This is a genomic window from Sulfitobacter sp. GN1-4, from assembly GCF_055693825.1.
In genome coordinates this window covers 2,169,875-2,195,058 of the sequence record NZ_JBVFUQ010000003.1, presented here as the reverse complement: position 1 = coordinate 2,195,058, position 25,184 = coordinate 2,169,875, and the positions used below count along the sequence as shown (strand labels likewise).

General features: G+C 58.6%; 23 protein-coding genes and 1 pseudogene. 11 read left to right on the top strand and 13 right to left on the bottom strand.

The genetic code is table 11. From position 1 onward, the window contains the following. Positions 1–8: 8 nt before the first annotated feature. From ACZ1HM_RS11390 to ACZ1HM_RS11350, 9 genes are all read right to left on the bottom strand, one after another. The gene (locus tag ACZ1HM_RS11390) at positions 9–545 is read right to left on the bottom strand and encodes a GNAT family N-acetyltransferase (protein WP_472742877.1); all 537 of its coding nucleotides are present in this window, start codon (positions 543–545) and stop codon (positions 9–11) included. Positions 546–549: 4 nt separating this feature from the next. After that, on the bottom strand, positions 550–1,149 hold the full coding sequence (locus ACZ1HM_RS11385; protein WP_472742876.1) for a LysE family translocator: 600 nt from the start codon (positions 1,147–1,149) through the stop codon (positions 550–552). Further along, a complete protein-coding gene (locus tag ACZ1HM_RS11380) occupies positions 1,146–1,643 on the bottom strand; it encodes a GNAT family N-acetyltransferase (RefSeq protein WP_472742875.1) in 498 nt (165 codons plus the stop codon). Before ACZ1HM_RS11380 ends, ACZ1HM_RS11385 begins: the two co-directional genes overlap by 4 nt. Positions 1,644–1,723: 80 nt before the next feature. Then, complete coding sequence (gene rpmA, locus ACZ1HM_RS11375; RefSeq protein ID WP_472742874.1) at positions 1,724–1,993, bottom strand: 50S ribosomal protein L27; 270 nt, start codon at positions 1,991–1,993, stop codon at positions 1,724–1,726. Between the two features lie 11 nt (positions 1,994–2,004). Beyond that, on the bottom strand, positions 2,005–2,733 hold the full coding sequence (locus ACZ1HM_RS11370) for a 50S ribosomal protein L21 (RefSeq protein ID WP_472742873.1): 729 nt from the start codon (positions 2,731–2,733) through the stop codon (positions 2,005–2,007). A gap of 195 nt (positions 2,734–2,928) precedes the next feature. Beyond that, positions 2,929–3,747, bottom strand: coding sequence for a DUF2059 domain-containing protein (locus ACZ1HM_RS11365; protein WP_472742872.1), 819 nt, complete (start codon positions 3,745–3,747; stop codon positions 2,929–2,931). Then, the gene (locus ACZ1HM_RS11360; protein ID WP_472742871.1) at positions 3,747–4,592 is read right to left on the bottom strand and encodes a DUF2059 domain-containing protein; all 846 of its coding nucleotides are present in this window, start codon (positions 4,590–4,592) and stop codon (positions 3,747–3,749) included. Before ACZ1HM_RS11360 ends, ACZ1HM_RS11365 begins: the two co-directional genes overlap by 1 nt. Before the next feature lie 278 nt (positions 4,593–4,870). Beyond that, complete coding sequence (locus tag ACZ1HM_RS11355; RefSeq protein ID WP_472742870.1) at positions 4,871–6,943, bottom strand: beta strand repeat-containing protein; 2,073 nt, start codon at positions 6,941–6,943, stop codon at positions 4,871–4,873. 77 nt (positions 6,944–7,020) lie between these two features. Continuing rightward, entirely contained in the window at positions 7,021–9,663 is a 2,643-nt protein-coding gene (locus ACZ1HM_RS11350; RefSeq protein ID WP_472742869.1) for a hypothetical protein, read from the bottom strand. A 362-nt stretch (positions 9,664–10,025) separates the two neighbouring features. On the opposite strand from ACZ1HM_RS11350, the gene ACZ1HM_RS11345 reads away from it, so the two are divergent. The 6 genes and pseudogenes from ACZ1HM_RS11345 to ACZ1HM_RS11320 all read left to right on the top strand — a co-directional run bounded on the left by ACZ1HM_RS11345 (position 10,026) and on the right by ACZ1HM_RS11320 (position 18,443). Beyond that, positions 10,026–10,475, top strand: coding sequence for a YeeE/YedE family protein (locus tag ACZ1HM_RS11345; RefSeq protein ID WP_472742868.1), 450 nt, complete (start codon positions 10,026–10,028; stop codon positions 10,473–10,475). Positions 10,476–10,486: 11 nt separating this feature from the next. Beyond that, complete coding sequence (locus ACZ1HM_RS11340) at positions 10,487–10,888, top strand: DUF6691 family protein (RefSeq protein ID WP_472742867.1); 402 nt, start codon at positions 10,487–10,489, stop codon at positions 10,886–10,888. 250 nt (positions 10,889–11,138) lie between these two features. Next, entirely contained in the window at positions 11,139–15,398 is a 4,260-nt protein-coding gene (locus tag ACZ1HM_RS11335; protein WP_472742866.1) for a hypothetical protein, read from the top strand. Next, positions 15,344–15,529 (top strand): annotated as a pseudogene (locus ACZ1HM_RS11330) (hypothetical protein); the annotation flags it as partial. The gene ACZ1HM_RS11335 and the pseudogene ACZ1HM_RS11330, both read left to right, overlap by 55 nt. Positions 15,530–15,820: 291 nt before the next feature. Further along, the gene (locus ACZ1HM_RS11325) at positions 15,821–18,052 is read left to right on the top strand and encodes a Hint domain-containing protein (RefSeq protein WP_472742865.1); all 2,232 of its coding nucleotides are present in this window, start codon (positions 15,821–15,823) and stop codon (positions 18,050–18,052) included. Positions 18,053–18,191: 139 nt separating this feature from the next. Then, a complete protein-coding gene (locus ACZ1HM_RS11320; RefSeq protein WP_472742864.1) occupies positions 18,192–18,443 on the top strand; it encodes a hypothetical protein in 252 nt (83 codons plus the stop codon). Here ACZ1HM_RS11320 and ACZ1HM_RS11315 read toward each other — a convergent pair. The 4 genes from ACZ1HM_RS11315 to ACZ1HM_RS11300 form a co-directional block, all read right to left on the bottom strand. Further along, complete coding sequence (locus tag ACZ1HM_RS11315; RefSeq protein ID WP_472742863.1) at positions 18,429–18,992, bottom strand: hypothetical protein; 564 nt, start codon at positions 18,990–18,992, stop codon at positions 18,429–18,431. The two genes, ACZ1HM_RS11320 and ACZ1HM_RS11315, sit on opposite strands and share 15 nt — an antisense overlap. 96 nt (positions 18,993–19,088) lie before the next feature. After that, the gene (locus ACZ1HM_RS11310; protein WP_472742862.1) at positions 19,089–19,805 is read right to left on the bottom strand and encodes an RlmE family RNA methyltransferase; all 717 of its coding nucleotides are present in this window, start codon (positions 19,803–19,805) and stop codon (positions 19,089–19,091) included. Between the two features lies 1 nt (position 19,806). Beyond that, entirely contained in the window at positions 19,807–20,928 is a 1,122-nt protein-coding gene (locus ACZ1HM_RS11305) for a Ppx/GppA phosphatase family protein (protein ID WP_472742861.1), read from the bottom strand. An 85-nt stretch (positions 20,929–21,013) separates the two neighbouring features. After that, positions 21,014–21,778, bottom strand: coding sequence for a Stf0 family sulfotransferase (locus tag ACZ1HM_RS11300; protein WP_472742860.1), 765 nt, complete (start codon positions 21,776–21,778; stop codon positions 21,014–21,016). A gap of 206 nt (positions 21,779–21,984) precedes the next feature. Between ACZ1HM_RS11300 and ACZ1HM_RS11295 the strand changes: the two genes are divergently transcribed. The 5 genes from ACZ1HM_RS11295 to ACZ1HM_RS11275 all read left to right on the top strand — a co-directional run bounded on the left by ACZ1HM_RS11295 (position 21,985) and on the right by ACZ1HM_RS11275 (position 25,178). After that, positions 21,985–22,296: a virulence factor gene (locus ACZ1HM_RS11295; protein WP_472742859.1), complete on the top strand. Its 312-nt coding sequence runs from the start codon at positions 21,985–21,987 to the stop codon at positions 22,294–22,296. Positions 22,297–22,324: 28 nt separating this feature from the next. Continuing rightward, a complete protein-coding gene (locus ACZ1HM_RS11290; protein WP_472742858.1) occupies positions 22,325–23,254 on the top strand; it encodes a methylenetetrahydrofolate reductase in 930 nt (309 codons plus the stop codon). Positions 23,255–23,264: 10 nt separating this feature from the next. Beyond that, on the top strand, positions 23,265–24,356 hold the full coding sequence (locus ACZ1HM_RS11285) for a methyltetrahydrofolate cobalamin methyltransferase (protein WP_472742857.1): 1,092 nt from the start codon (positions 23,265–23,267) through the stop codon (positions 24,354–24,356). A gap of 151 nt (positions 24,357–24,507) precedes the next feature. Then, positions 24,508–24,816, top strand: coding sequence for an STAS domain-containing protein (locus ACZ1HM_RS11280; protein ID WP_472742856.1), 309 nt, complete (start codon positions 24,508–24,510; stop codon positions 24,814–24,816). Next, positions 24,813–25,178, top strand: a complete 366-nt coding sequence (locus ACZ1HM_RS11275) for a response regulator (RefSeq protein WP_472742855.1) — start codon at positions 24,813–24,815, stop codon at positions 25,176–25,178. The genes ACZ1HM_RS11280 and ACZ1HM_RS11275 overlap by 4 nt, the downstream gene beginning before the upstream one ends. The last annotated feature ends 6 nt before the right edge of the window (positions 25,179–25,184 follow it).

The window sequence follows — 25,184 nt, the reverse complement described above, 5'->3', positions numbered from 1 at the left end:
GAGGGCTGTCAGAGCTTGCGGCTATAGGTCCAGGTGGGTACGGCAGCCTGCCGCGCCAGACAATAGGTTTCCGCATCACCCAGATAAACAAAGCCCGCATTGGTCAGGACTTTGGCAGAGGCGGGGTTGTCATGAAGGACCGCCGCGAACATCGCCTCATTGCCCAAAGGGTTGGCCGCGACCAGCGCTTGCACCGCCTCAGAAGCCAGATGCGTGTTCCAAAACGCAGGGGCCACCCAATAGCCCACCTCAGATTGGTTGCGGTCCAGCCGGATGAGAGAGATCACGCCCATCACCTCAGCCCCCTGGGATTTCAGACCATCCATCACCCAGACATCCTCCACCCGGTCTTGGGCCATGGCACGGGTGATGAAAGCCTCAATCGTGCCGGGGGGCAGAGGATGGGGAATAGATGTGGTGTTCTGTGCCACACGGGGGTCGCTGGCGTACATCTCAATCAGCCCCTGGTCTGAACGCCGCAAGGGGCGCAGATCAAACCGAGGGGTTTCGATCACCGGTTGGTTGATGATGGTTTGCATTTGCATGTGCTTATCCTCCTCCGAATAGCACGAACAAGACAGAGGCGACGGTCAGGGTTGCCAATGTCCACATCAGGTAGGGTTCGGCCCGTGTGCCCGCGACGGTGCGGGCAATGGCGTCCCCTGCCAGGGTCCAAATGGGGTGCAAGATGATTTGGCAGGCCAAGAGCACCGCCGCGATGGTGGCGGTTGCCTCCCATGTGGGGGTGCCGGGGGCGACAAAGGCGGTGAAACCGCCCACGATCATCGCCCAGGCCTTGGGGTTGAGGGGGTGGACAATCAGCCCGGCCAGAAAGCCGGGGGCTGCGGAGGCGTCTCTGCCGGTGCCCAGACGCAGGTTCGCGACCTTCCATGCCAGCCAGATGATATAGGCGGCCGAGATATACTTGAGCGCGGCAAAGACACCGGGGGCAGCTTCGGCCAGCTCCATCAGGCCAAAGCCGATGGGCCAGATGATCAGCTGTTTGCCCAGGGCCACACCCGCAACAAAAGGCAGTGCCGCGCGAAAGCCAAAGCGCGCGCCCGTGGCCATAAGCGCCATATTGGCAGGCCCCGGCGTGCCGACCTGAGAGGCTGCGAAGATGGCGAAGGAGGCGATTGCGACGCTCATTGCCGTGCCCTCCAGCGCTCAGCCGTGAGCGCCATCTTTTGCTGGCGGCGCACTTCACCCGTGATCTTGTGCGCGCGGTCAACGACCGCAGTGTCCGCGAAACCCATCTTTAGCAAGACCTGCCGCGAACGCGTGTTGCCAACGGCATGGCCGCTTTCCAAGGCGGTGTCTTGTGCGCCAAAATGCCAATCCAGAACCACCTCAGCTGCCTCAGACATCAGGCCCTGCCCCCAATGAGGCCGACCCAGCCAGTAGCCAAATTCGCCAACGGTTCCGATGCAGCCGATGACCGTATCATCGCGGCACATCATAAACGTCTGGCCTGAGGTTTGCCGCGCGATAAAGGCTTCGGCATCCTGCATCGCGTAAGGAAAGGGCACCTGCGACAGCCAGCGTGTCACTTCGACATCGTTCACGGCCCGCACAATGTCGGCCGCATCCGACATGCGCGGGGCGCGGAGCGTCAATCGCTCAGTTTGAAGTGTCTGAGGCATGCAAGCCTCCTGTGAAAACGAGAAAGGGACCGGCGTTTCCGCCGATCCCCTGAATTTTTAAAAACCTTTTCGGGTACGGCTTACTCTGCGGCCTCGGCCACCGGCATGACGGAAATGAACGTGCGGTTTTTCAGGCCCTTGTGGAACTGAACTGCACCGTCGGCTGTTGCAAAGATTGTGTGGTCTTTGCCCATGCCAACACCTTCACCAGGCCAAAACTTGGTGCCGCGCTGACGCACGATGATGTTGCCAGGGATCACAGCTTCGCCGCCGTATTTCTTTACGCCAAGACGACGACCCGCTGAGTCGCGTCCGTTACGGGATGAGCCGCCTGCTTTTTTATGTGCCATGTGCTCTCTCCTTAGCCTTTAGATTTTTCTTTGGCCTGTTCGATCCAGCCTTCACGCTCGATCCGGCCTTTGAAAGACAGTTTCTCGTCCATAGCAGCTACGTCTTCCTCAGTCCATGCTGCGATCTGAGCGAAGGTTGTCACGCCAGCGGCGTGCAGCTTCTTCTCTAGGGCTGGGCCAACGCCAGACAGCTCTTTCAGATCGTCCGCACCGGAAGCATCCGCTGCTGCAGCTTCCTTCTTGGGCGCTGCTTTCTTCTCGGCCTTAGGCGCTTCGGCCTTTGGCTCAGCTTTTTTCTCCGCCTTGGCAGGCTTGGCTGCTTTTGCAGGCTTGGCCGCTTCTGCTGTCGCACCGGACAGCGCTGCCACTGCCGCTGCGGATACGGAACCCGTGCCAACCGCTGCCATCACCTTGGACTTGCCCGCACCTGTTGCCAGGATGTCGGTGATCTTGACCAATGTCAGCTTCTGACGGTGGCCCTTGGTCCGCTTGGAGGAGTGCTTACGACGGCGCTTGACGAAGTTGATGGTCTTTTCGCCTTTGATCTGATCGACCACTTCGGCCTGAACCGCAGCATCGTCGATCAGAGGCGCGCCCACCTGTGGCTTGTCACCACCCAGCATCAGCACGTCGTTGAATTGAACTTTTTCGCCAGCGCTTGCTGCAATACGTTCCACCCGCAGCATATCGCCGGAGGCTACCTTATATTGCTTACCGCCAGTCTTGATGACCGCAAACATCGCGTCTTCCTTCACATTGCCGCGTTCTTTGGCCCCCGGATGGGTGTTTCGGATTGGCCCTATGCCAGATCCACCTCGAACAGCGCGCCCTTAGGGCGTCATTAAAAATGGTCCCGAAGCAGACATGTCCGCCGGGATGCGGGCTTATTGATGGATTGGACGCACAAGTCAAGCGCGAAACCTGGGTTTTCGGCGCTAAAGTTCCTGGACGTTCATGTTCAACGCCACGGCGCGGCCCAGAGCATAGGAAATATCCTCATAGGCCTTGCCAAAGCCGTTGAACAGAGCGGTGTTCAACGCCTGCCCCGCAGAGGTTTCAGAAAATGCCAGGTAGAGGTCCAGCTCTTCATCGCTGAGCGGGTGATAGGCCAGCAACAGAAAACTAAAAAGCCAACCGGTGGTGTCCTGGGTTGTTGCTTCAAGATCGCCAGCGGCATCGGCCAGCATCTCTTCTTCGGTCATCTCAAGCGCACCGCCGTCTGCAAGGCCGCGCAGGAATTGGAAGTTGGAGTTGATGGCACTCATCACATTGCGGCTGATCATGTCCCCGCTGTCGATATAGGCTGCGATCTGGGCCAGACGCGGATCATCCCCCGCCGCCTCCAGCTCTGCATGGCGCGCGCGGGCGGCGTCTTCTACGTCGGGTTCCTGAATGGCGACGCGCGCCGTGTTTTCGAGCGATACGATTTTGTCGCCCAGATCACTGGCAAAAAAGGCGATCACCTGCTCCAGCTCTTCGCCTTCAAGTTCTTGCGCCAATTCCGCCCGGACCAGTTCAACCATCAGTGCAGGCGCATAGATCTGGGCCACTTGTTGTTGCCAGCCTGCCCCGCCCTGCCCGCCCAACATCTCAGTGTTAAGATCTTGAGCTTGGCCAATGCCTTCATCGCTGAGGATCTGCGCCGCCTCTGGCAGGCGCAGTACATCGACCAACACGCTCAACCGCGCGTCCGCCCAGGCCATGACGCTGGTGAGCGCAACGAAAACCGGGGCCAGAAACACTGCGCGGCGCATCATAGATCCTGACTGGGCTGCATGGAGGACAGCCGAGCGGCCACTTCTTCAAACCGGTTGGCCATGATTTCATACTGCACAGCGTTCATCAGGGCATAGACCTTTTGCATCTTCGGATGGGCCAGCGCGTCGGCATAGGCCGCCATCTCATCATCGGAAAAAGCCTGATAGGTATAGGCAGAGTTTGCCAGCGCATTGGCCTTGATTGAGGTACGCATGTCGCCCTCTTGGCGCTTTAAGGCCTCGCGCAGGTCAGGCTCATCCATCTGCAACTCAATCACCCCAGCGCCCGCTGCTGCCATCAAAAACCGTACCTGAACTTCTTGAATGGCCCGGATGGAGCTGTCTTCGACATCGCTGGCCTCAGTCAGTCGCTTGAGGATTTCCACCCGCGGCGAGCCAATCCGCACCAGCCCTGCGATAATCGCCTCCCCGCTTTCGGATTTCAGCGCGTCGTCTTCTTTCATGTGGGACGCGTTTTCCGCCGTGACCAGCCGTTGGCCCAGATCAGTGGCGTAAAAATCAGCGGCATGGGTTAACAGATCATCCTCCAGCGCACGGCCCAGGATTTGCATGGCCATATCGTGCATCAACGCGGTCTTAAACACCTCTGACACCAGACGCTTCCACTCAGACCCGAAGTCATCCGCTTGCAGGCCCAGCATCTGCGGGGCGGAATCGGCGGACAGCCGGATGCTTTCCAGGGCGACGTCAAAGCCCGTGACTTCCAAAAACGCTTCCAGCTTCTCTGTCTCAGTGGCCCGGAGCGGTTGCGATGGCAAGACCATGGCCAAAAGGGCGATGAAAGAGAACACCAACATCGGTGCGCGGAACAAGGCGTGCATGATCGGTCCTTTCGCGGCTCAACGCTTACTTATGTATGTAGGCATCAAGCTACGGCTTCCAAGTCAGGACGCAATCCCTATCATTGACGCAATGAGGTGATAACGGCACAGAAACGCAGCCTTTTGGCGGGGGAGGCGCAGGCGAAGGTCAGAGTCGGCAATGCGGTAGCTTCAAGTGATGTTGCAAGAAGTTAGCGTAATTAATTGAAATTGATCACAATTTCTCTTTTTTCGGCCAATATAGACTTAGCAACCACCCTGCCCGCGCCGCTGCCCGCTCAGAACATCAGTGGGTCAATGTCCTGCAGCAACAGCAGGTTAATCTGACCGTCTGTGGCACCGTCAGATGCATCAAACAGCGCAAGCTTGTCTTCGCCCCCCAGCACAACATAGCTTGCGCCTGCGGCGTCCTCACCACCGGGGTCAGCCTGGCTTGCCCCGATGAGGATGTCATTTACGCCATCCCCGTTCACATCCCCCGCCCCTGCGGTACCAAAACCGGCGGCGTCGCCCGTACCACTGCCGTTAAAGACATAGCCGTTGGTGCCATCGAATGCTGTAAGATCGATGGTGGCATCAAAACCACCTGCCGTCGCTGTCTCCTTGCCGAAGATAAGATAGACTTCGCCCGCGTCGGTGATCCCGTTCGGATCGCCCCTCTGGGCGGAAACCAGGATGTCGGCCAACCCGTCCCCATTTACATCCCCGGCACCCGAAACGATTTGGCCCAGTCGGTCAGATGGGTTTAAGCCCTGAAGCTGGAAACCGTTGGTCCCATCCAATGTTGTCAGATCGAAGCTGGGGTCAAAGTCACCCGCCGTGGCTGTATCTTTCCCAAATACGACGTAAGCAGCGCCCGTTTGCCAGCCAAGAGCGCTGCTGGCTAAGCCGGCCCCGACAATGATATCGTCGATACCGTCCCCGTTTACGTCGCCCGCGTTTGAAACGGAAACGCCCAATTGGCCAGCGTCGGTTATGCCGGGAATGGCGAATCCTGTGGTCCCGTCGAGGGTTGAAAGGTCTATGGACGCGGCAAAGTTGCCGTCTGCCGCCGTGTCCTTTCCAAACACGACATAGCTTTCACCGGTGCCGATGACCCCATTCGCTCTGGCAATGAATGCCCCGATGAGGAAATCATCAACGCCGTCACCGTTCACATCACCGGCGGCGGAGACAGAAGACCCAGCTGAGTAGTTTTCATCTGGGCCGTTCAGGACAAATCCGGTGGTGCCATCGAGCGTGTCAAGGTCAATGGACGCTGCAAAGCCACCGTTGTTCGCCGTCTTTTTGCCAAACAGAACATAGGTTTGTCCAACATTAAAGGTACCATTCAGGTCGGCGGTTGGCGCCCCGATCACGACGTCATCCACCCCATCACCGTTAATGTCCCCAGCGCCAGCGACAGAATAGCCAGAGGAACCGCGAGCATTTGCGCCGTTCAGGACAAATCCATCCGTGCCGTCCAGTGCACCAAGGTCAATGGAGGCTGCAAATCCGCCCGCTGTCGCCGTGTCCTTGCCGAATATGACATAGGTCTCACCGGCTTGCCTTTGGTCATTCGCACGGGCGTACGGTGCGCCGATGAGGATATCATCCACCCCATCTCCGTTCAAATCCCCCGCACTTGCGATAGAGAACCCTGCAAAATCAGATGCGCTCACGCCTTTAAGGACAAAACCTGTTGAACCGTCGAGCGTTTCAAGGTCAATGGCGGTCGCAAATTCGCCAGCAGCAGAAGTGTCTTTGCCAAAGACCACATATGTTTCGCCCGCACGGTCCTTACCGTCAGGGTCGGCTTGGTGTGCCCCCACCAGGATGTCATCCACGCCGTCGCCGTTTATGTCGCCAGCGCTCGCGATAATTGAACCAGATTGATCCCCATTATCCACACCGCGCAAGATGAAGCCAAATTCACCCACTGGGATGTCTCGTAGCGCTGAGTTTGGATCGTTTCTTATTCCTGAAAGATTAATCTCGCCATCCTGGAGGCCATCCGCAAAATCAAAAAGGGCTAGAGATAAATCACCGCCAAAGACGACATAGCTTGCACCAACGCTAACTCCCTCGTCGTTTTTAGCCGAGTAGGCCCCGATGAGGATGTCATCTAAGCCATCTCCATTCAAATCTCCGGCACCTGAGACGGATCTACCCGAATTATCGCCACTGCCTGTGCCGTCGAACACATAGCCTGTGGTACCATCAAGCGTGTCCAGATCAATGGAGGCTGCAAAATCTCCTGCAACCCCTGTATCCTTGCCGAAAACCAGATAGGTCTTACCGCTTGAACCCTGGCCGTCCGCAGCTGCCAGATCGTCCCCGATCAGGATGTCGTCCACGCCATCGCCGTTCACGTCCCCTGCATTGGCAACCGACGTGCCCAACGTCCCAAACGCATCGTCGGCCTTCAGGGCAAACCCGGAACTGCCGTCTAGCGTGTCAAGATCGATGGAGGCTGCAAACGCACCAGACAGGTTCGTATTCTTGCCAAATAAAACATAGGCCTCTCCCCCCCACGAAAGTTATCACCAACATCGGCATTTCGCGCGCCGATTATGATGTCATCCACACCGTCGCCGTTGATGTCGCCCGCATGGGCGACAGAGCTGCCTGAACGATCCGCAGGTCTTACCCCATTCAGGACAAAACCATTGGTGCCATCAAGTGTCGATAAATCGAACCAGGGCGCAAAGCTGTCACCACTCGCCGTGTCTTTGCCAAAGACCACAAAGGTTTCGCCTGCGTTCGATCTCCCGATCGGGTCGCCTGAGTACGTGCTGATGAGGATGTCATCGATCCCGTCGCCGTTCAGATCTCCTGCTGAGGACACCGAAGTGCCCAAGGCATCACCCACAGTCAGACCCTTCACGCCAAAGCCCGTGGTGCCATCAAGCGTGTGCAGTGAGAGTGAGGCTGCAAAGTCCCCTGCCACTTCGGTGTCCTTACCGAATACGACATAGGTTGCGCCAAACTCATTTAGGAATCCGGATGAAAAGCTTTCAGGTTCCGCGATAATGATGTCATCCACCCCATCCCCGTTCACGTCCCCTGCGCTTGAGACTGCGGCACCAGACTGTCCTCGTTGTTCGCCAGTCACGGCAAAGCCATTGGTGCCATCGAGTGTTTCAAGGTCAATAGAGGATGCAAATCCGCCCTCATTGGCGGTGTCTTTGCCAAATATGACATAGGTTTCGCCTGAAAAGGTGTTTCCATTCGGGTTGCTGCGCGGTGCTCCAATAACGATGTCATCCAGGCCATCGCCGTTCACGTCGCCTGCGTTGGCGACTGACCTGCCGGACAGATCTCCGCTATCAATTCCCTGCAGGGCAAACCCATTCGTGCCATCCAGCGTTTCAATATCAAAAGAGGGTGCAAAGGCGCCTGAGGTGGATGTCACTTTGCCAAACACGACATAGGTTACACCAGTTGAATAGAAGCCGCCTAACTTCTCACCGAATGCACTAACAAGGATGTCCTCCACCCCATCGCCATTCACATCGCCTGCGTTGGAAACGGAATAACCCAAATAATCATGCTGATTTTTACCGTTCAGCACAAAGCCGAAACTGCGGTCGGCATTTGTCCAATCCAATTCATCCGTAACCGTGATCGCCACCTGCCGCGTTGTGGTGTTCACACCGTCAGAGGCCGAGATCTCAATATCGTAGGTGCCGTCAGCCCCGGCGTCGATCCGCGTTTCAAAATCTGGCACGTTTTTGAAATACACTGCTCCTGTCGTGGCATTGATGCTAAAAAGGGCCGCATCTGCACCGCCTGCGATGGCATAGCTGACCGCTGGGCTATCCTCGTCTGTGGCCGTGGCTGTGTAGGCGGTAAGCCTGTTTTCCACCGCATTGGCGGTTGCAGCGGAAGTGAACACAGGGGCCTCATTGATCACATCTGTGATGGTGATTTGCAGGTCAGCAGTATCATCCGGTGACGTCCCGACCGTGACATCATCAACCGTGACCGTCACGTTAAGGGCCGTTTGGGTTTCAAAATCCAACGCCGTATCGGCCTTCAGGAAAAGCTCGGTGCCGTCAATTTCAAAAACTGCGGCATCGTCGCCTGTCAGCCCCAGAGTCTCCGACCCCAAACCGTCGTCGCTGACCACGATGTCTGCCACTTTGGTGCGCGATGTCGTATCTGCATCCTCGGCCAGGGCCGCGACGCTGCTGACCAAGGTGACGGCTGGTGCCTGATTTGCTGGCAGAACAGGCGTCGGCGTGGCAACAGGCGTGTCCGGTTCTTGGGACCTGACAGAGACGGAGATATCAGCCGAACTTTCAGGTCCGCCCGCAATGGTCGGGTCATCCAGCTCAAGCCGGACAGTGAGCGCGCCGCCGGTTACGGATGACAGATCGGCACCTGCTGTCAGAAAGACCTCATTGCCGATGATTTCAAACAAACCGGCGTTCTGGCCAGCGATTGAGACGGTGTTTGTGCCCAGCCCGTCATCAGTAATGGTAAATTGTGCAACCCGTATGGGGGCGCTGTTGTCTTCGTCGCCTTGAAAACCGCTGACAAACTGCACGACCTCAATTTGTCCGGGATCGTTGAAAAACTGCTCGGTCAGCTCTTGCTGTTGTTGCTCTGAGCCGGGCTGGTTGGCGGCGTCGATGGCCGTCCTGGATGCGGCAATCGCCTCCAGCGTCAGTTCAAATTCAGGTTCTTCCTGCGCAAGGCCCAACCACGTCTCTGCAACGTCGAATTTACTGGCCAAGATCGCGATGTCATCGCCTGTGGCACCCTCAATGATGTCCAGGATGATGCCCCCAACAGACCGTCCACTGGCCAGCACATCGAGCCAAAAGGCCAGCCCTTCTGCGTCTGGAAGCCGGTCAAAGAGGTTTTCGTAAACCGATGTCAGCAGGGATTGGTAATCGGGTGTCGCACCTGTCGCCAGCTCTGGATAAAGCGCCAGCGTCTCGGGTTGGGTGGCGAAATCCTCGGCGATGGCTGGCACTGGAAAGCCGCTGTTGAACACGTCGAGCCAAAAATCATAGCCTTCGGGGTCGGGTGCACGTCCAAAATAACCAAGGTACAGTTTTGTAATGATAGATACGTCAAACACTTTAAATAACCTACGCTCATGCGCCAAGCGGCGCTTAAATTAATAAATCAATAGCGGGGAGCATAAGTTTGAATTTTCAAAAGAAAAGCACGAAATTGGTGAAGTTGAGCTGGCGTGCCAAATTGAAATGATTTGTTAAAATAACCCGCTGATTGAAGTCTTAGGACCGTAGCAATAGGTGACGGGGCCGCGGCGCTCTCCTGTGCAGTCTGCCGATCTTTCGAACATTCAAACCAACGTGGTGTTCGGTGCACTCACTTGGGCACGCGGTGGCAATAATACCCACAGCTCTCCCCCCTTGCTCTTGAACTTCCGGCTCCAGCGCGGTCAAAAAGCATGAAACCGGCTGGAAGGAACGCACGATGGAGCTAAGCACTCTCACCCCCTTTACCCCCCTAATGTCCCTGACGGGGGGCGTTTTGATTGGATTAAGCGCCGTGATGGTCATGTGGCTCTTTGGTCGGATCGCGGGGATATCCGGGATCACCTTTGGTGTACTGGCCGGTGCAACTGGCGCGGGGCCGCGCGCGGATATAGGCTGGCGCATCGCCTTTTTGGCAGGGCTTATCCTGGCACCGCTTCTCTACGGGGCTGCGACGGGCGCGGCTGTCAGCCAGACGGTCCCTAGCTCTTGGATCGGGATGGCGCTGGCAGGCATCATCGTCGGGATCGGGGTCAAACTGGGGTCTGGCTGCACATCGGGTCATGGGGTGTGTGGTCTGGCGCGGCTGTCCCCGCGGTCTTTGGCGGCAGTGCTCACCTTTATGGCGACGGCGGGGATCACCGTTTTCGTCCTTCGGCACGTGATATAGGGGGCGGACCGATGCATATTCTCTTTGGTCTTTTTGCCGGGTTGCTTTTCGGCATTGGTCTTATCGTTTCTGGCATGACGGACCCCGCGAAGGTTCTGAACTTTCTGGATGTGGCGGGCACCTGGGATCCGAGCCTTGCGTTTGTGATGGGCGGTGCCTCTGTTGTGACGTTCATCGGATACAGATGGGTGTGGCGGGCCCCTGCCCCGAAGCTGGCGCAGGGGTTTGCTTTGCCGACGCAAGCCCGGATTGACGCGCGCCTGCTGGGCGGTGCGGCGCTTTTTGGTGTGGGATGGGGCATCGGAGGGTTCTGCCCCGGACCGGCTTGGTCTGCGCTGTTGCTGGTGGCACCGGGGACGTTGATCTTTTTGCCCATGATGCTGGTTGGCCTATGGATTGGGTCAAAGATCTGATGCGGCTTTTTCGGGATTGTGACTGACCGACAGCGCCCCGTGGTGGCACTTTTCGTCAAATTCGTAAAATAGAGTATCTAAAAACCTGCCCGCAATTAACCGATCGCAGGAGAAATCCTGGGATGGTGACGCAGGCGATTGCCCGCGCAGTACCACCGCGGCACCGGGAGAATACGGACCGTCTGTCCTGTCGCCAACGTGCTTTATCCGCAGTTGGTGTCTTTCTCGATGTCACGAATGGGTTTTGCGCATGGATTTCACAGTTACCACATCCAATTGGAACGATCCGAATTTCTGGGCGGGCATCGATGCATCCGCGCCAGGCCATGTGTTGGATTTCACCGCGTTGACAAGTGATTACACGGTGTCCGTAGACAAGACCACCGCACGGATCACGCTGAGTGATGGGGCCACGACCTTCACCGTAGGAGAGCCCGGGACAACAGGGGTAGATGCCACTTTGGGGGGCAGCACGCAGCTGGCCTATCTGGACGACATCGTGGGTGGGGACGGTGTTGAAGCGGTCGTCTTTGACGGACCTTTTGAGGATCACGAGATCCGGTCCGATAACGCGGGCGGGGCGATTGTTACCGCGCCGGACGGTACAAAAACATACGTGAGCGACGTTGAGGCGCTCGTCTTTGACGGGGCGGAATATGGGATAACCTACCCAGAGACAGATGAGATTACGCTTGTTTCTCCGGATGCCGACACGCTTCGCTTTGCCAGCGACGACGGCTCTGACATCTACCTGCAAAGCGGCGACGTCGGTCAGGGCGGGGATGGCGATGACATCTTTCGCAGCGGGTTCTCGAATGCCTACACTGCGCATGGCGGTGAGGGCGATGATGTTCTTGACGGTGCAAACTCCAGCCAGGCGCTTTATGGCGAAGAGGGTAATGACACCCTGACCGGCGGGAGTGACTATGGGACAAGCAACCCCGACACCCTTGACGGCGGCGCGGGCGATGATCTGATCCAATCCGGGTTTACCGGCACAACGGCGTTGAACAGTGGCGACATCATGGACGGTGGCACCGGCAATGACACCATCGAAGGCGGCACCGCCTGGGACGACATCGCGGGCGGGCTGGGGTCGGATACGATCACCGGCGGCGGTGGCAATGACCATATCACCGGCGGCACAGAGGGAGAGCTGACCTATACCGCCGTCGAAGACGCAAACCTGATCGCCAACGGGTCTTTTGAGGACGACGATGATGTGGCCGGGTACGGATACGTTCCTACGGGGTGGACCAAAGGGGGCACCGCAGACAATAGCAGCGTCGTCGTTATTTCGGGCAGAGAGACAGAGGGCGATCAGTTCTATGCCATGGGCGCAGGAGGTGTCACCACTGGCTCTACCCTCAGCCAGGTTGTCAGCTTGCCGGGCAATGACAGCTATACGCTTGGTTTTTCGGTCAGAAATGGTGGCTCGGGTACTGGCGCTGTTCGGATCGAGGTGATCGCGGCGAGTGGCGCGGTTTTGGTCGATCAAGAAATCTCCATGCTAGATAACTCAGATCAATCGCCCAGCTTTACCTTTACCGGTGACGGCGACGTGACGGTGCGCTTTACCCATACGCAGGGTGCCAGCTCTTTCGATGTGGACCTCGACGCCATCTATCTGGTGCCAACGGCACTGTTTGAGGACGATGACACCATCGACGGCGGCGCGGGCGACGATCTGATCTTTGGCGATCAGGGCGATGATGTCTTGTTCGGCGGCGATGGGGACGACGTGATCGAAGGCGGTGACGGCGACGATTTCATCAAGACCGGTCAAGGCGATGACGAGGCTTATGGTGGCGATGGCGACGACACGCTGATGAACTCTGCGGGCGATGATCTGCTTGTGGGCGGCGCGGGTGATGATCTGATTGTCGCGACCCAAGGCAACGACACGCTGGAGGGCGGTGACGGCAACGACACGCTGATGGGCGGCACCGACGATGATGAGCTGGACGGCGGCGCAGGCGATGACCTGCTGCTGGGCGATCTGGCGGGTGTGACGTTTAACGAGACGGGCAGCGACGGGGTTGGCCTCGCGTCCAACATCACGGATTTCCCGACGACTGCGCTGACCTATGAACTGACGTTCTCCAGCACCGCTGACATCAGTGCCCTGTCCGGTCACGACCTTATCACGCTTGCCTCATACGCAACCCCGGGTGATGACAACGAGCTCCATTTTTTCATTCAGTCGGGACAAATCCAATTTACCATGGGTGACGCGCTTGGCGGTGGATCCGGTTATGATCCCTCTGCCTTGTTTGATGGTAATATTCACACCCTGGCGTTTACGTGGGACAGCGCATCCGGCGCGTTCGAAATCTTCGCTGATGGAACAAGTGTTTACGCAGGAACTTATGCAACAGGTGAAACCCTCGATCAGGGCGGGACTTTTACGCTCGGGCAAGAGCAAGACAGCGTTGGTGGCGGATTCTTAGCGAACCAGATCTTTGAGGGCACGATCTATGGCGCGCGCCTTTACGACGATGTACGCACTCCGGCCGAGGTCGCGGACACCGTCCATGCTCCGGTGGCTGACATCTCCGACGCGAACCTGATTGCGAACTGGGTTGCTGACCCTGACAGTGCGACCTTCTCGGATCAGACTGGCAACCACGCGATGGAGACGTCGGGCGACGTCGGGTCCACCTGGTCCGATGGCACCGACACGCTGCTGGGTGGTGGCGGCACTGACACGATCTACGGCGGCGACGGCGACGATCTTATCTATGGCGATCAGGGCAATGATGTCTTGCTTGGCGGTGATGGGGACGACGTGATCGAAGGCGGCGACGGCGACGATTTCATCAAAACCGGCCAAGGCAATGACGAGGCCTATGGTGGCGATGGCGACGACACGCTGATGAACTCTGCGGGCGATGATCTGCTTGTAGGCGGCGCGGGCGATGACAGGCTGATCGCGACCCAAGGCAATGACACGCTGGAGGGCGGTGACGGCAACGACACGCTGATGGGCGGCACCGACGATGATGAGCTGGACGGCGGCGCGGGTGATGACCTGCTGCTGGGCGATCTGGCGGGGGTGACGTTTAACGAGACAGGCAGCGACGGGGCGGCACAAACCGCTGCGATGGCCGATGCGCCAACGACAAGCCTGACGTACGAGCTTACCTTTGCATCCGACAGCCAGGATTTCCCGACCGCACTTGCCTCCTATACCGGCGATGATCCGCAAGGCAACGATTTCGTTGTCGATGTAGACGCTGGCAATATCCGGGTGATGATCGACACAAACGGCGCGGGCGGTCATGTTGATACGGGCATTCCAGCAACCAGTTTGTTTGACGGTGATATTCATACTCTAGCCGTGACTTGGGACAGTGCCACCGGCGCGCTTGAGGTCTATGTTGACGGGGCCAGCGCCTACTCCGGCACGCATTTTCAGGGCGCTGAGATTGCGCAGGGCGGCACCTTTGCTTTGGCGCAGGACCAAAACGCCGACGGCAGTCACTTTCATCCGCACGCGTTCGAAGGCACGATCTATGGCGCGCGCCTTTACGACGATGTGCGCACTCCGGCCGAGGTCGCGGACACCGTCCATGCTCCGGTGGCTGACATCTCCGACGCGAACCTGATTGCGAACTGGGTTGCTGACCCGAATTCCGCCACCTTTACTGACCAAACCGGCAACCATCCGTTGACCATGTCTGGCGATGTGTCGGCCACCTTCTCTGAGGGCGACGACGTGCTGAAAGGCGGCACCGGCGACGACACGATCTATGCCGGCGGCGGTGATGACACGATCATCGTCGAAGACGGCTTTGGCAACGACAGTGTCTTTGGCGGTGAGGATACCGATGGGTCGGATATCGACGTGCTTGACCTGAGTGCGCTGGGTGATGGGGTCACGGTGACCTACACCGGCGACGAGTCCGGCGTTGTGTCCGACGGCAATGGCAATATCATCCAGTTCTCTGAAATTGAGAAGATTATCCTGACGGATCAGGATGACGCAGTTGACGGGTCGGCCAGCACAAGCGGGCTAAACATCGACGGCTTGGATGGCGATGACACCATCACCGGCGGCTCGGGCGATGACACTATCACCGGCGGCGCGGGCAAAGACAGCATCATCGGCGGCGCGGGCGACGACACCATCGACGTAAGCGATGACGTTGTTTTTGGTGACAGCTGGACAGACGTTGTCGATGCGGGTGACGGGGATGACTCCATCACGATGGGATACGAGGACACCGTGTACGCGGGCGATGGTAATGATACCATAACCGCCGACTCCCGTGGTGATGGATCGGGCTGGTCGCATGGTGCTGTGGCCGATGGCGGTGACGGCGACGACCTTATGGTCGGGGCCAATGGCGTGCAAAATTTCACCGGCGGCGCGGGTAACGATACGCTGTCTGGTGGCTACGACTATGGCACCCAAGATGTTGACATGCTGGATGGCGGGGGGGCGATGACAGGATTTCATCGGGCTTCACCAACACCGCCGAGTCTGACCATTATGGCGATATCTTAATCGGTGGCGCAGGCAATGACACCATCGAAGGGGGTGCCGCGCGCGATACCATTGATGGCGGCGCGAACAACGACAGCATCGACGGCGGCGAAGGCGACGATAGCATCGATGGTGGCGGCGGCGATGACACCATCATCGGCGGTGGCGGCGATGACACGATTGAAGGCGATGGTGCGCCGGGCGACCTGATCACCAACGCTACCTTCGACACCGATGCGTCAGGCTGGGACGTCACAAATGGCGGCCACATCGACAGCGCGGGTCTTGCCATTGGCGGCACGAACGGTATCGGCGGCAACGGCGATGGCAGCGCCACCCAGACCATCACGACCGAAGCCGGCGAATCCTATACGCTTGAGTTTGACTATGCGTTCCGAAGCACCTCGGGCGGCACGGAGGATATCGGCACGCTAGAGGTTGTCGTGGATGGGGTCGTGGTTGCGACCTACAATTCCGGCAATGGCGCAGATGACCAGACCATCGACTTCACCGCGACGGGTCCCACCACGGATATCGAGTTCCGCTATGTGGACGATCCCGGCTCAACTGAGCTAGGAGCGGTGTCCATCGACAATGTCAGTGTTTTAGACATACCCGGTGACGATAGCATCGACGGGGGCGACGGATCCGACACGTTTTTGGTATCGGATGGGTTTGGCAATGACACCATCGTCGGCGGCGAAGATGGCGATGGGTCGGATATCGACGTGCTTGACCTGAGTGCGCTGGGTGACGGGGTCACGGTGACCTACACCGGCGACGAGTCTGGCGTTGTGTCCGACGGCAATGGCAATACCATTCAGTTCTCTGAAATTGAGAAGATTATCCTGACGGATCAGGATGACGTGGTGGACGGGTCGGCCGACAGCGCGGGCTTGGATATCGATGCACGAGACGGCGACGACATAATCACCGGCGGCGCGGGTGATGACTCTATTGGCGGGGGTTCGGGCAATGACACGATCACTGGCGGGGCGGGCGATGACAGCCTTGAGGGCGGCGCTGGCGAGGATCTGTTTGTTATTCAGGACGGCTTTGGCGACGACACGATAGCGGGCGGCGAAACCGGTACCGACAACGATCTGATCGACCTGAGCGGGCTGAGCGGCCCGGTCACCGTCACCTCTACCGGCGACGAAGAAGGCACGATCACCGACGGCCCCGACACCGTTTCCTTTTCTGAGATTGAGCGGATTATTCTGACGGATCAGGACGATGTGGTGCATGGCGACCTGGACACCACTGGGCTGGAGATTGACGGCCAAGGTGGCAACGACTCAATTGTCGGTGGCTCTGGCAACGACACGCTGATCACGGGGGATGGACAAGACACGATCCGGGGTGGTGGCGGTGACGACAGTCTGGTTTCCAACAACACCGAAAGCGATGGATACGCAAACCTTGAGGGCGGAGCGGGAGCGGACACGTTAGATGGCTCTGCAGGCAACTACGACATTGCCAGCTATACGTCTTCCGGATCGGGCGTGAACATTGACCTGACCGATGGTGCCGCCGAGGCTGGCGGGGACGCGGCGGGTGATAGGTTGATCGGCATTGAGCAGATTGATGCCTCCAACCACGACGATACGATTGTGCTGGACAACTCCGGTATGCAGGTCACGGCCCGGGACGGCGATGATATAGTCACCGGCGGCAGCGGCAACGACACAATTCAGGCCGGAGACGGTTCAGACAGTGTGACCGCAGGCGATGGAGATGACACCCTCAAAGGCGGCACCGGCGATGATGTTCTGACGGGCGGTGATGGTGACGATACATTTGTCTTCAACGTTGGCGATGGTGCCGACACGATCACCGACTTTAACAGCGGCAATTCCGGCGCGCTGGGTGATGGGGATACGACGAACAACGATTTCGTCGACCTCAGCAGCTACTACACCAACCTTGTCGAGCTGCGTGCCGACTTTGACGATGATGGCGCGTTGAACCAATCAACGGGCGATTATAGCGATAATACTGAGATGGCGGACGGCGACAGTCTGGCCTTTTCAAACGCCGAACGGTCTTCTTTCAGGGCAGACAACACAGGCGTGGTTTGCTTTACCACCGGCACGCTGATTGCCACGCCGCGGGGCAACGTGCCGATAGAACAGTTGCGCCGCGGCGATTTGGTGCTGACCCGAGACAACGGGCCCAAGGCCATTCTTTGGCTGGGAAGGCGTCACCTGGGGCCAGATGTGCTGGCGCAACACCCGCATCTCAAACCCGTCTGGTTGGGGCCAAAACTGCTTGGGACAGCGCAGCCTTTGCAGGTCTCTCCTCAGCATGGGGTGCTGCTGTGTCAGGATGGGGAAGAACGGCTCTTTCGGGCAAAACACCTCGCGGGTTTAAACGGTGGTGCCGCGCGGGTGGCCAAGGGCACAAGGCGCGTCACATATGTGCATATGCTGTTTGATGCGCACCAGATTGTCTTCGCAAACGGCGCCCCGTCTGAAAGCTTCTATCCCGGCCCCCAAGCGCTTGCAGCGCTGCAAGGCAACGCGCGCCGGGAAGTGATGACGCTCTTTCCTCAATTGCGCGGGCACGGGCAAGACGCTTTTGGCGCGCGGGCACGACATTTCGCAAAGCGAAGCACAATTCCACGTCATTTGAACGGCTTATCGCAAGTTTCTGATGTACTGGCACTGGCCTAATGCGTGGCTGCCGGGCGTACTCCGATTGGCAAAGTCCAAGGATGCCGGGCGTTAACCACTCATCCAAATGCCGCGTCGCGGACCTAAGGCAGACACATTTTCCTGTCATGCTATGCTGCAACAACAAGGAACTGACGTGATGACGACGCCATCTGCAAACCCTCATAACCGCCACGCGCGGGTGTTTGCGCTGCTGCGGCAAAAGCAAGTGGGCAGCACCCTGGCTGAGCATTCGGCACCCGCGCGGGCGCGCTATCTGGATGAGGCGACAGCGATGCCCTTGATCAATTCCGCCGTGGCTTCATTGCGGGCGCCCGGATCCGTCCGCGCGCCCGTCTCAGGCAAGCCATCGCTTGCTGATATCTTTGATCAACGCTCAATAGAAGGCTGACGCGTCAAGCCCCACGGTGATCGCGCCTACCACGTTCCCACTGGCGGGATCCGTGACCGAGAATGAGACCTGGCCCTGATAGGTTTGCGTGCTTTGATCCAGCTGGATCTCGTCAATGAAAACCGCGCCTGAGCCTTTCAGATAGGTTTCCTGCCATTTCGCCTCATCCCCTTGCCAATAATCGGACGTCACATCGCTTGCCGCGACGTTGAGGCCTTGGCCATCCATCACGATCACTTCGGTGATGCGGCCTGCGGATTTTTCCTGATGTTCTCGCAAGAACGTAGAAAGCGGGGCGTTCAGGACGGCATCAATCATCGGTGTGGCTGCGGCCCCAACCTCGGCCCGCCAGGCATCATCCTGGTCGCGCACGTCGCCTTCGCTGAAAGTGCCGGTTTTGCGGTTCTGCTCTGTCACAGCGGCGACGATGCGGGCGTCGTTCACCCAGGCCATCAGATCGTCGTAGATGTATTGCGACATCGCCGGCGGCACGTCTGATGCATAGGCCGGAAAGGACAACAGGGAAACAAAGAGCGCTTTTTTGAACATGGCGAAACCTCAGATTGATTGGGATGACATCCGTTGACGGATGCCCTTCCCTACGCAAAAGCGCGCTAATCTTAGGTTAATTCCGGGGTTCGTTTCTCAGCCCCGAAAGCCGGTGGCGACCACGAATTTTTCAGAACTGTCAGAGCGGCTGGCCGGTGGTTTAATGTTGGCCACCTTTGCAAAACGCTGTTTGAGAAGCTTTTGCAAATCCCCCTCCGCGCCGCCTGCCAGAACCTTGGCGACAAAGGTGCCGCCTTCGTCGAGGACGTCAAAGGCGAAATAGGCGGCCGCCTCACACAACGCGATAATCCGCAGGTGATCCGTTTGCTTGTGCCCCGATGAAGCTGCGGCCATGTCGGACATCACCACATCCGCCTTGCCGCCCAGCCATTCCTTGACCTTGAGGTCTGCGTCATCTTCCATGAAATCCAACTGATGCAGCTCGCAGCCTGCGATGGGTTCCATTTCCTGCAAATCCACCCCCAGGATCGTGCCCTGAGCTTTGCCGCTTTTCTCGCCCAGGACGTTGCAGCGCTTGACCGCAACCTGGCACCAACCACCCGGTGCCGCCCCCAGATCGACAATCCGCGCACCGGGCACAAGGAAACGGTATTTGTCGTCCAATTCCATGATCTTATAGGCCGCTCTTCCACGATAACCTTCGGCTTGCGCGCGTTTGACATAAGGGTCGTTCAGCTGCCGCTGCAGCCAGCGGGTTGAGCTGAGCTTGCGGCCACGGGCGGATTTTACTTTCACCTTCAGCTCGCGCTGGCCGCGGCCTGAGGTGTTTTTGCCTGACGGTGTCTTTGCCATCTCAGAATTTTCCCTTTGTCAAAACGCCGTCCGCGCTCATTTGTGCATAAAGCAGTCCCTCGCGCAGGCCGCGATCGGCGACGCTTAGGCGTTCGGTGGGCCAGACCCGCATCAAGGCCTGCAAAATCGCCGCCCCTGACATGATCAAGGCGGCGCGGTCTGATCCGATGCGCGGATCGGCGCGGCGCCCGTCCGGGCCCATCGCCAGATAGGAATGGATCACCTTATCGATCTGCTCAGAAGTCATGCGCAACCCGTCAATCTTGGTGCGGTCGTAGCGTTTGAGCCCCAGGTGGCTTGCCGCGACAGTTGTGACCGTGCCCGAGGTGCCGACGATTTGAAACCGCTCCTGGGTCTGTGGCGATTGGTAGGGCTTAAAATCCTGCAGATTTTCTTCAAAAAACCAGCTCATCAGGGCAAAACGTGCAGCGTCATCCTCAACATCGTTGAATTGGTCGCGCAGGGTGGCCACGCCCAGCGGGACTGAGATCCAGTCCACCACTTTGGCCGACGGCAGCTCCGTCTTAACCTGATCAAAGCCCGCGTGCAGGCGCATGATGCTGTGCGCGCGGTCTTTCTTGGGCACTCTTGAAATGTCGATCCAAACCAGCTCAGTTGAGCCGCCGCCAATATCGACCACCAACAAGTTCTCAGTTTTTCGGCTGACCAGCGGCGCGCATGAAATGACGGCAAGCTGTGCTTCTTCCTGGGGTGAGATGATATCCAGGGTCAGACCCGTTTCGCGCTGGATGCGGCGCATGAATTCAGCACCGTTGTGGGCACGGCGACAGGCCTCTGTCGCGACCAAGCGCATGCGCTTGACCTTGTTGCGGCGCAGTTTTTGCTGGCAGATGCGCAGGGCTTGTACGGTACGCGTCATGGATCCGCGCGACAATCGCCCGGTTTTCTCAAGCCCTGCCCCCAATTGGACGGACTTTGAGAAGCTATCCACCACATGAAAGCCGTTGCCTTCTGGCCGGGCGATCAACATGCGGCAGCTATTTGTGCCCAGATCAAGGGCTGCATATAGCTCGGACGATCTGGGCGGAACTGGCGCGGGGCTCAGAGCCGGTTTTCTGTCCTTATCGAGCGCGCCCGCACCTTTGGGACGCTGTGGCGCCATCTTACGCGCCTTTCATATCGAGTTAGCCCTAACGTAGTGGGGCGCGTGTCACCGCGCAAGCGTGAAGGTCGCACTTGCAAGGGTTTCAAGCGGCGGGATGAGTTTCGCGGTATCTAGCGATCCAATCCCTGTTGGTGGCGTCTGCCAATTTGCGCACACCGGGGGTGGCGCTATCCGCGCAGGCCGGGTCCTGACCGATAAAGCGGAGAACATCGCGCAGGGTGGCGATGGGATCCTCTGCCAGCGCTTCATAGGTCAGGCGCAGCGGCGTGATCTCTTCCGCCGCGAACCAGTCGCGCCACTTCTGGTCAAAGCCGCTCAGCAGCTGCAAAAGCGCGGTGATTTTGTCCGCGTCATATCCATTGGGCTCGGACGGGGCGATTTGCTCCAAGCTGGTGCCATCGGGCCTGCCATGCCACAGGCCGGTCTGCTCGGCACGCAGATAGGAGACGGCCTCGGCCACTTTGTCTTGCCGCGACAGATGGATGAAGCGCGTGGGGCCAAAGGCGGCCTCAAACCGAGCCGCACATGAGAGGGCATTGGGGTGCCGCCGCCCAAGCCAGTCGCACGCCACGTCCAGGTCAGGACCCATGATGCGGACGCCCAGAACGCCGTTTTCCCCGCGTCTGTGGTGCTCCACCGCGGCAAAGTATTCCGACGTGAAGGCGGCATCCTGCAGATCAACAGGCTGTGTGATCTGCCACTCCGCACACCAATCCTCAAAGCTCTTTTGTCTGAAAAACGAATTTGGCCAGCCCGCCACCCCGGTTTGGGTCAGCAGATCGCACAGCAGGGTCGTGCCACTGCGCGGCGCGCTGCACAGAATGTATGCTGAGCGGGATGCGGTCATGCGCTAGGGGTAGCATTGGCGCTGCGTGCATTCCAACAGATGTTCACAATCATCATGAGAATATTGACGCCCCCTGCCCCTCGTTCTTGGTCGCTGGCTCACCTAGGGTGCGCTTGGTCGCGGATGAAGCGCCGGAAGTCGAAAAACGGCGCTGTGATTGGCTTTGCAACCGATACACAGCGAGAAAAGCAAGCAGAGGAATCACCATGCCTGACGTCACCATCGTTTACTGGCGCGACATCCCCGCCCAAGTGATTGTGGGCAAGGGGCGCCGTGGGTCAAAACGTCAATTGCCAGAACGGTTTGAGCAAGCGATTGACCGCGCGGCGATGAAGGTTGGCGCAGAGGATACAGATGCCTATCTGGCCGAATGGCGCAAGGCTGATCCGGTCGCCGTGGAAGGGGATCCTGACGCCATCGCCGATGCTGAGGCGGCGCGCCTGGATGCTGAATACGACAAAGAGCGCATCAAAGCGCTGATCGCAAATGACGGTTGGGCCGCAGGCGCTGACGCCTAAGGCTTTTCGGATGATAAGGGAGACCATCATGGCTTTATTGAACTTCCGCCGCAAAGATGCGGCAGAGGCCCCTACCGCTGGCGCTGAGGTTGAGGCGTTTCTCAAGGAGTATTCCATTGAGGTGATGCCCCGCACGGCGGAAAAGGTCGAAGATTTCCGCGCGATCCTGCCTGCGCAGACCCGGGTCTATATCGCTCACATCGAAGGCACCCCCATTGAGGATATGGTGGCGACGGCCAAGCGGTTGAATGCGGATGGGTTCAAGGTCATGCCGCATTTCCCTGCGCGCATCATCAAGGACAAGGCCACACTGGCCGACTGGATTGCCCGGTATCAGGGCGAAGCGGATGTGAAACAGGCGCTGTTGCTTGCCGGTGGCGTGAGCAAGCCGCATGGCGATTTCACCGACTCCATGCAGTTGATGGAAACCGGGTTATTTGATGAAGCAGGCTTTGAACGCCTGCACGTCGCGGGCCACCCAGAAGGCAACCGCGATATCGACCCTGATGGCGGTATGGCCCAGGTGGATGCGGCGTTGAAATGGAAGAACGATTTCCAGACCCGTACAGACGCTGAGATGGCGATTGCCACCCAGTTCGCCTTTGATGCAGGCCCCATCATCGAATGGGCCGACAGCCTCAAGGCCCAAGGCATCACCCTGCCCGTCCACATCGGCATCGCGGGCCCTGCCAAGCTGCAAACGCTGATCAAGTTCGCCATTGCCTGCGGTGTTGGTCCATCGCTGAAGGTGCTGCAAAAGCGCGCGATGGATGTGACCAAGCTGCTGCTGCCATATGAGCCGACCGACGTGCTGAACGCGCTCGCCGCGCACAAGGCGGCGAACCCTGATTTCAACATCTCCCATGTGCACTTCTTCCCGCTGGGCGGGATCAAGACCAATGCCAATTGGGCCATCGAAAACGGCGGCAGCTCTGCCGTCCCTGCAAACGCCGCATGAAGGACCGCCCATGACACGGACAATTGTCAGATCCAAAACCAAGACCGCAGTAATCGGCTTTGACGAGCCTTTTTGCGTCATTGGTGAGCGGATCAACCCCACAGGCCGCAAGATCCTGTCAGAAGAGCTGGAGCGCGGCGATTATTCCCGTGTTGAGGCGGATGCCGTGGCGCAGGCCAACGCGGGTGCCACCGTATTGGACGTGAACTCTGGCGCGGTCTTTTCCAACAAAATGGCTGAAGACCCCCGCTATGCGGACAACAACTTTGTTGAGCCAGTGTTGATGCCTGAGCTGATCAAACGTGTGCAAGCCGTAACCGATCTGCCGATTTGCATCGACAGCTCAGTCCCCGGCGCGCTTGAGGCGGGGCTTGAGGCCTGTGAAGGCCGTCCTCTCTTGAACTCTGTCACCGGCGAAGAAGAGCGGCTGGAGCAGGTGCTGCCGCTGGTCAAGAAGTACAACGTGCCCGTTGTGGCGATCTCTAACGATGACACTGGCATCTCTGAGGACCCGGACGTGCGTTTCGCCGTGGCCAAGCTGATTGTGGAGCGTGCCGCAGATCACGGCATCCCGGCCCATGACATCGTGGTGGACCCGCTGGTCATGCCCATCGGCGCGATGGCGACAGCCGGTCACCAGGTCTTTACGCTGGTGCGCCGCCTGCGCGAAGAGCTGGGGGTGAACACCACCTGCGGCGCCTCCAACATCTCATTCGGTCTGCCCAACCGGCACGGCATCAACAACGCCTTCCTGCCCATGGCTATGGGCGCCGGCATGACCTCAGCGATCATGAACCCGGTGGCCTTGCCGGTGAACGCCAAGAAGGTCGCAGAAAAGCGTGCTGAGGTCGAAGCACTGGGTGTTGTTCTGCCCGAAGGCATGGACGATGAGGCCTTTGTTCAGCTTTTCGGCATGGGATCGACCCTGCCCCGCCCTGGCAAAGAGATGGAAGCGATTCGTGCGGCGAACTTCCTGTTTGATCGCGATCCGCATGGGGGCGAATGGATCCGCTTTAACAAAGCGCCGCCAAAGCCCGGTGAAGAAAGCAGCGGAGGCCGTCGTGGCCGCGGTGGCCGTGCCGGTGGACGCCGCAGAGCGTAACGAAACCTGAGTTTTCCCGATGAAAGCCCCGCCATTGCGCGGGGCTTTCGCGTCTGTTGGGGTAAAATGATCCTGAGCCCGCTGACAGTAACCCGGAATTAACAGCCTGGCCCCTAGAACCTGCGCAACCAAGTCCGATGCGGAGCGTTCTATGCAAGAAACTGTCCCCTCAACGCCTGATCCTGCAGCGGACAGCGTTTCCCCGGTCGGGAAGCTTGATCTGGTGGCCGCAAAATCCTTTCACGCTGAAATGCTGGACCGTTCTGGCGGTGATATCCGGCTGGATTTGTCCGGTGTGACACTGCTGGGCGCGCTTTGCGCGCAGATTTGTCTGGCAACGGCGCAAAGTCTGCAGCGCGCGGGCCACACCCTGACCATCACTGACATCTCAGAGGCGGCGCATGCGCATCTGGTCAGCATGGGGTTAAGCCCTGAGAAGCTTTGTGCAGGTGCGCCATGAGCCTTGAAATCCTTGCCGTCGACGACAGCCGCACCATGCGCGATATGATCCGCCTGGCGCTCTTGCCCTCAGGGTTCACGGTGCACACCGCAGATGATGGGGTGCACGGCATTGAGGTGTTGGACGGGATCACACCAGACGCGATCATCACTGACATCAATATGCCCCGGATGGATGGATTTGGCTTCATTGACGCCGTGCGCGAACAGGACAAACACCGCGCGACACCGATCCTCGTCCTGACCACCGAAGCCGCCCCAGAGCTTAAGCAACGCGCCCGCCTTGCCGGGGCAACCGGGTGGATTGTGAAACCGTTTGACCCTGAAAAACTGGTCAAAGCCCTGCAAATGGTCGCGGGATAGGAGGCA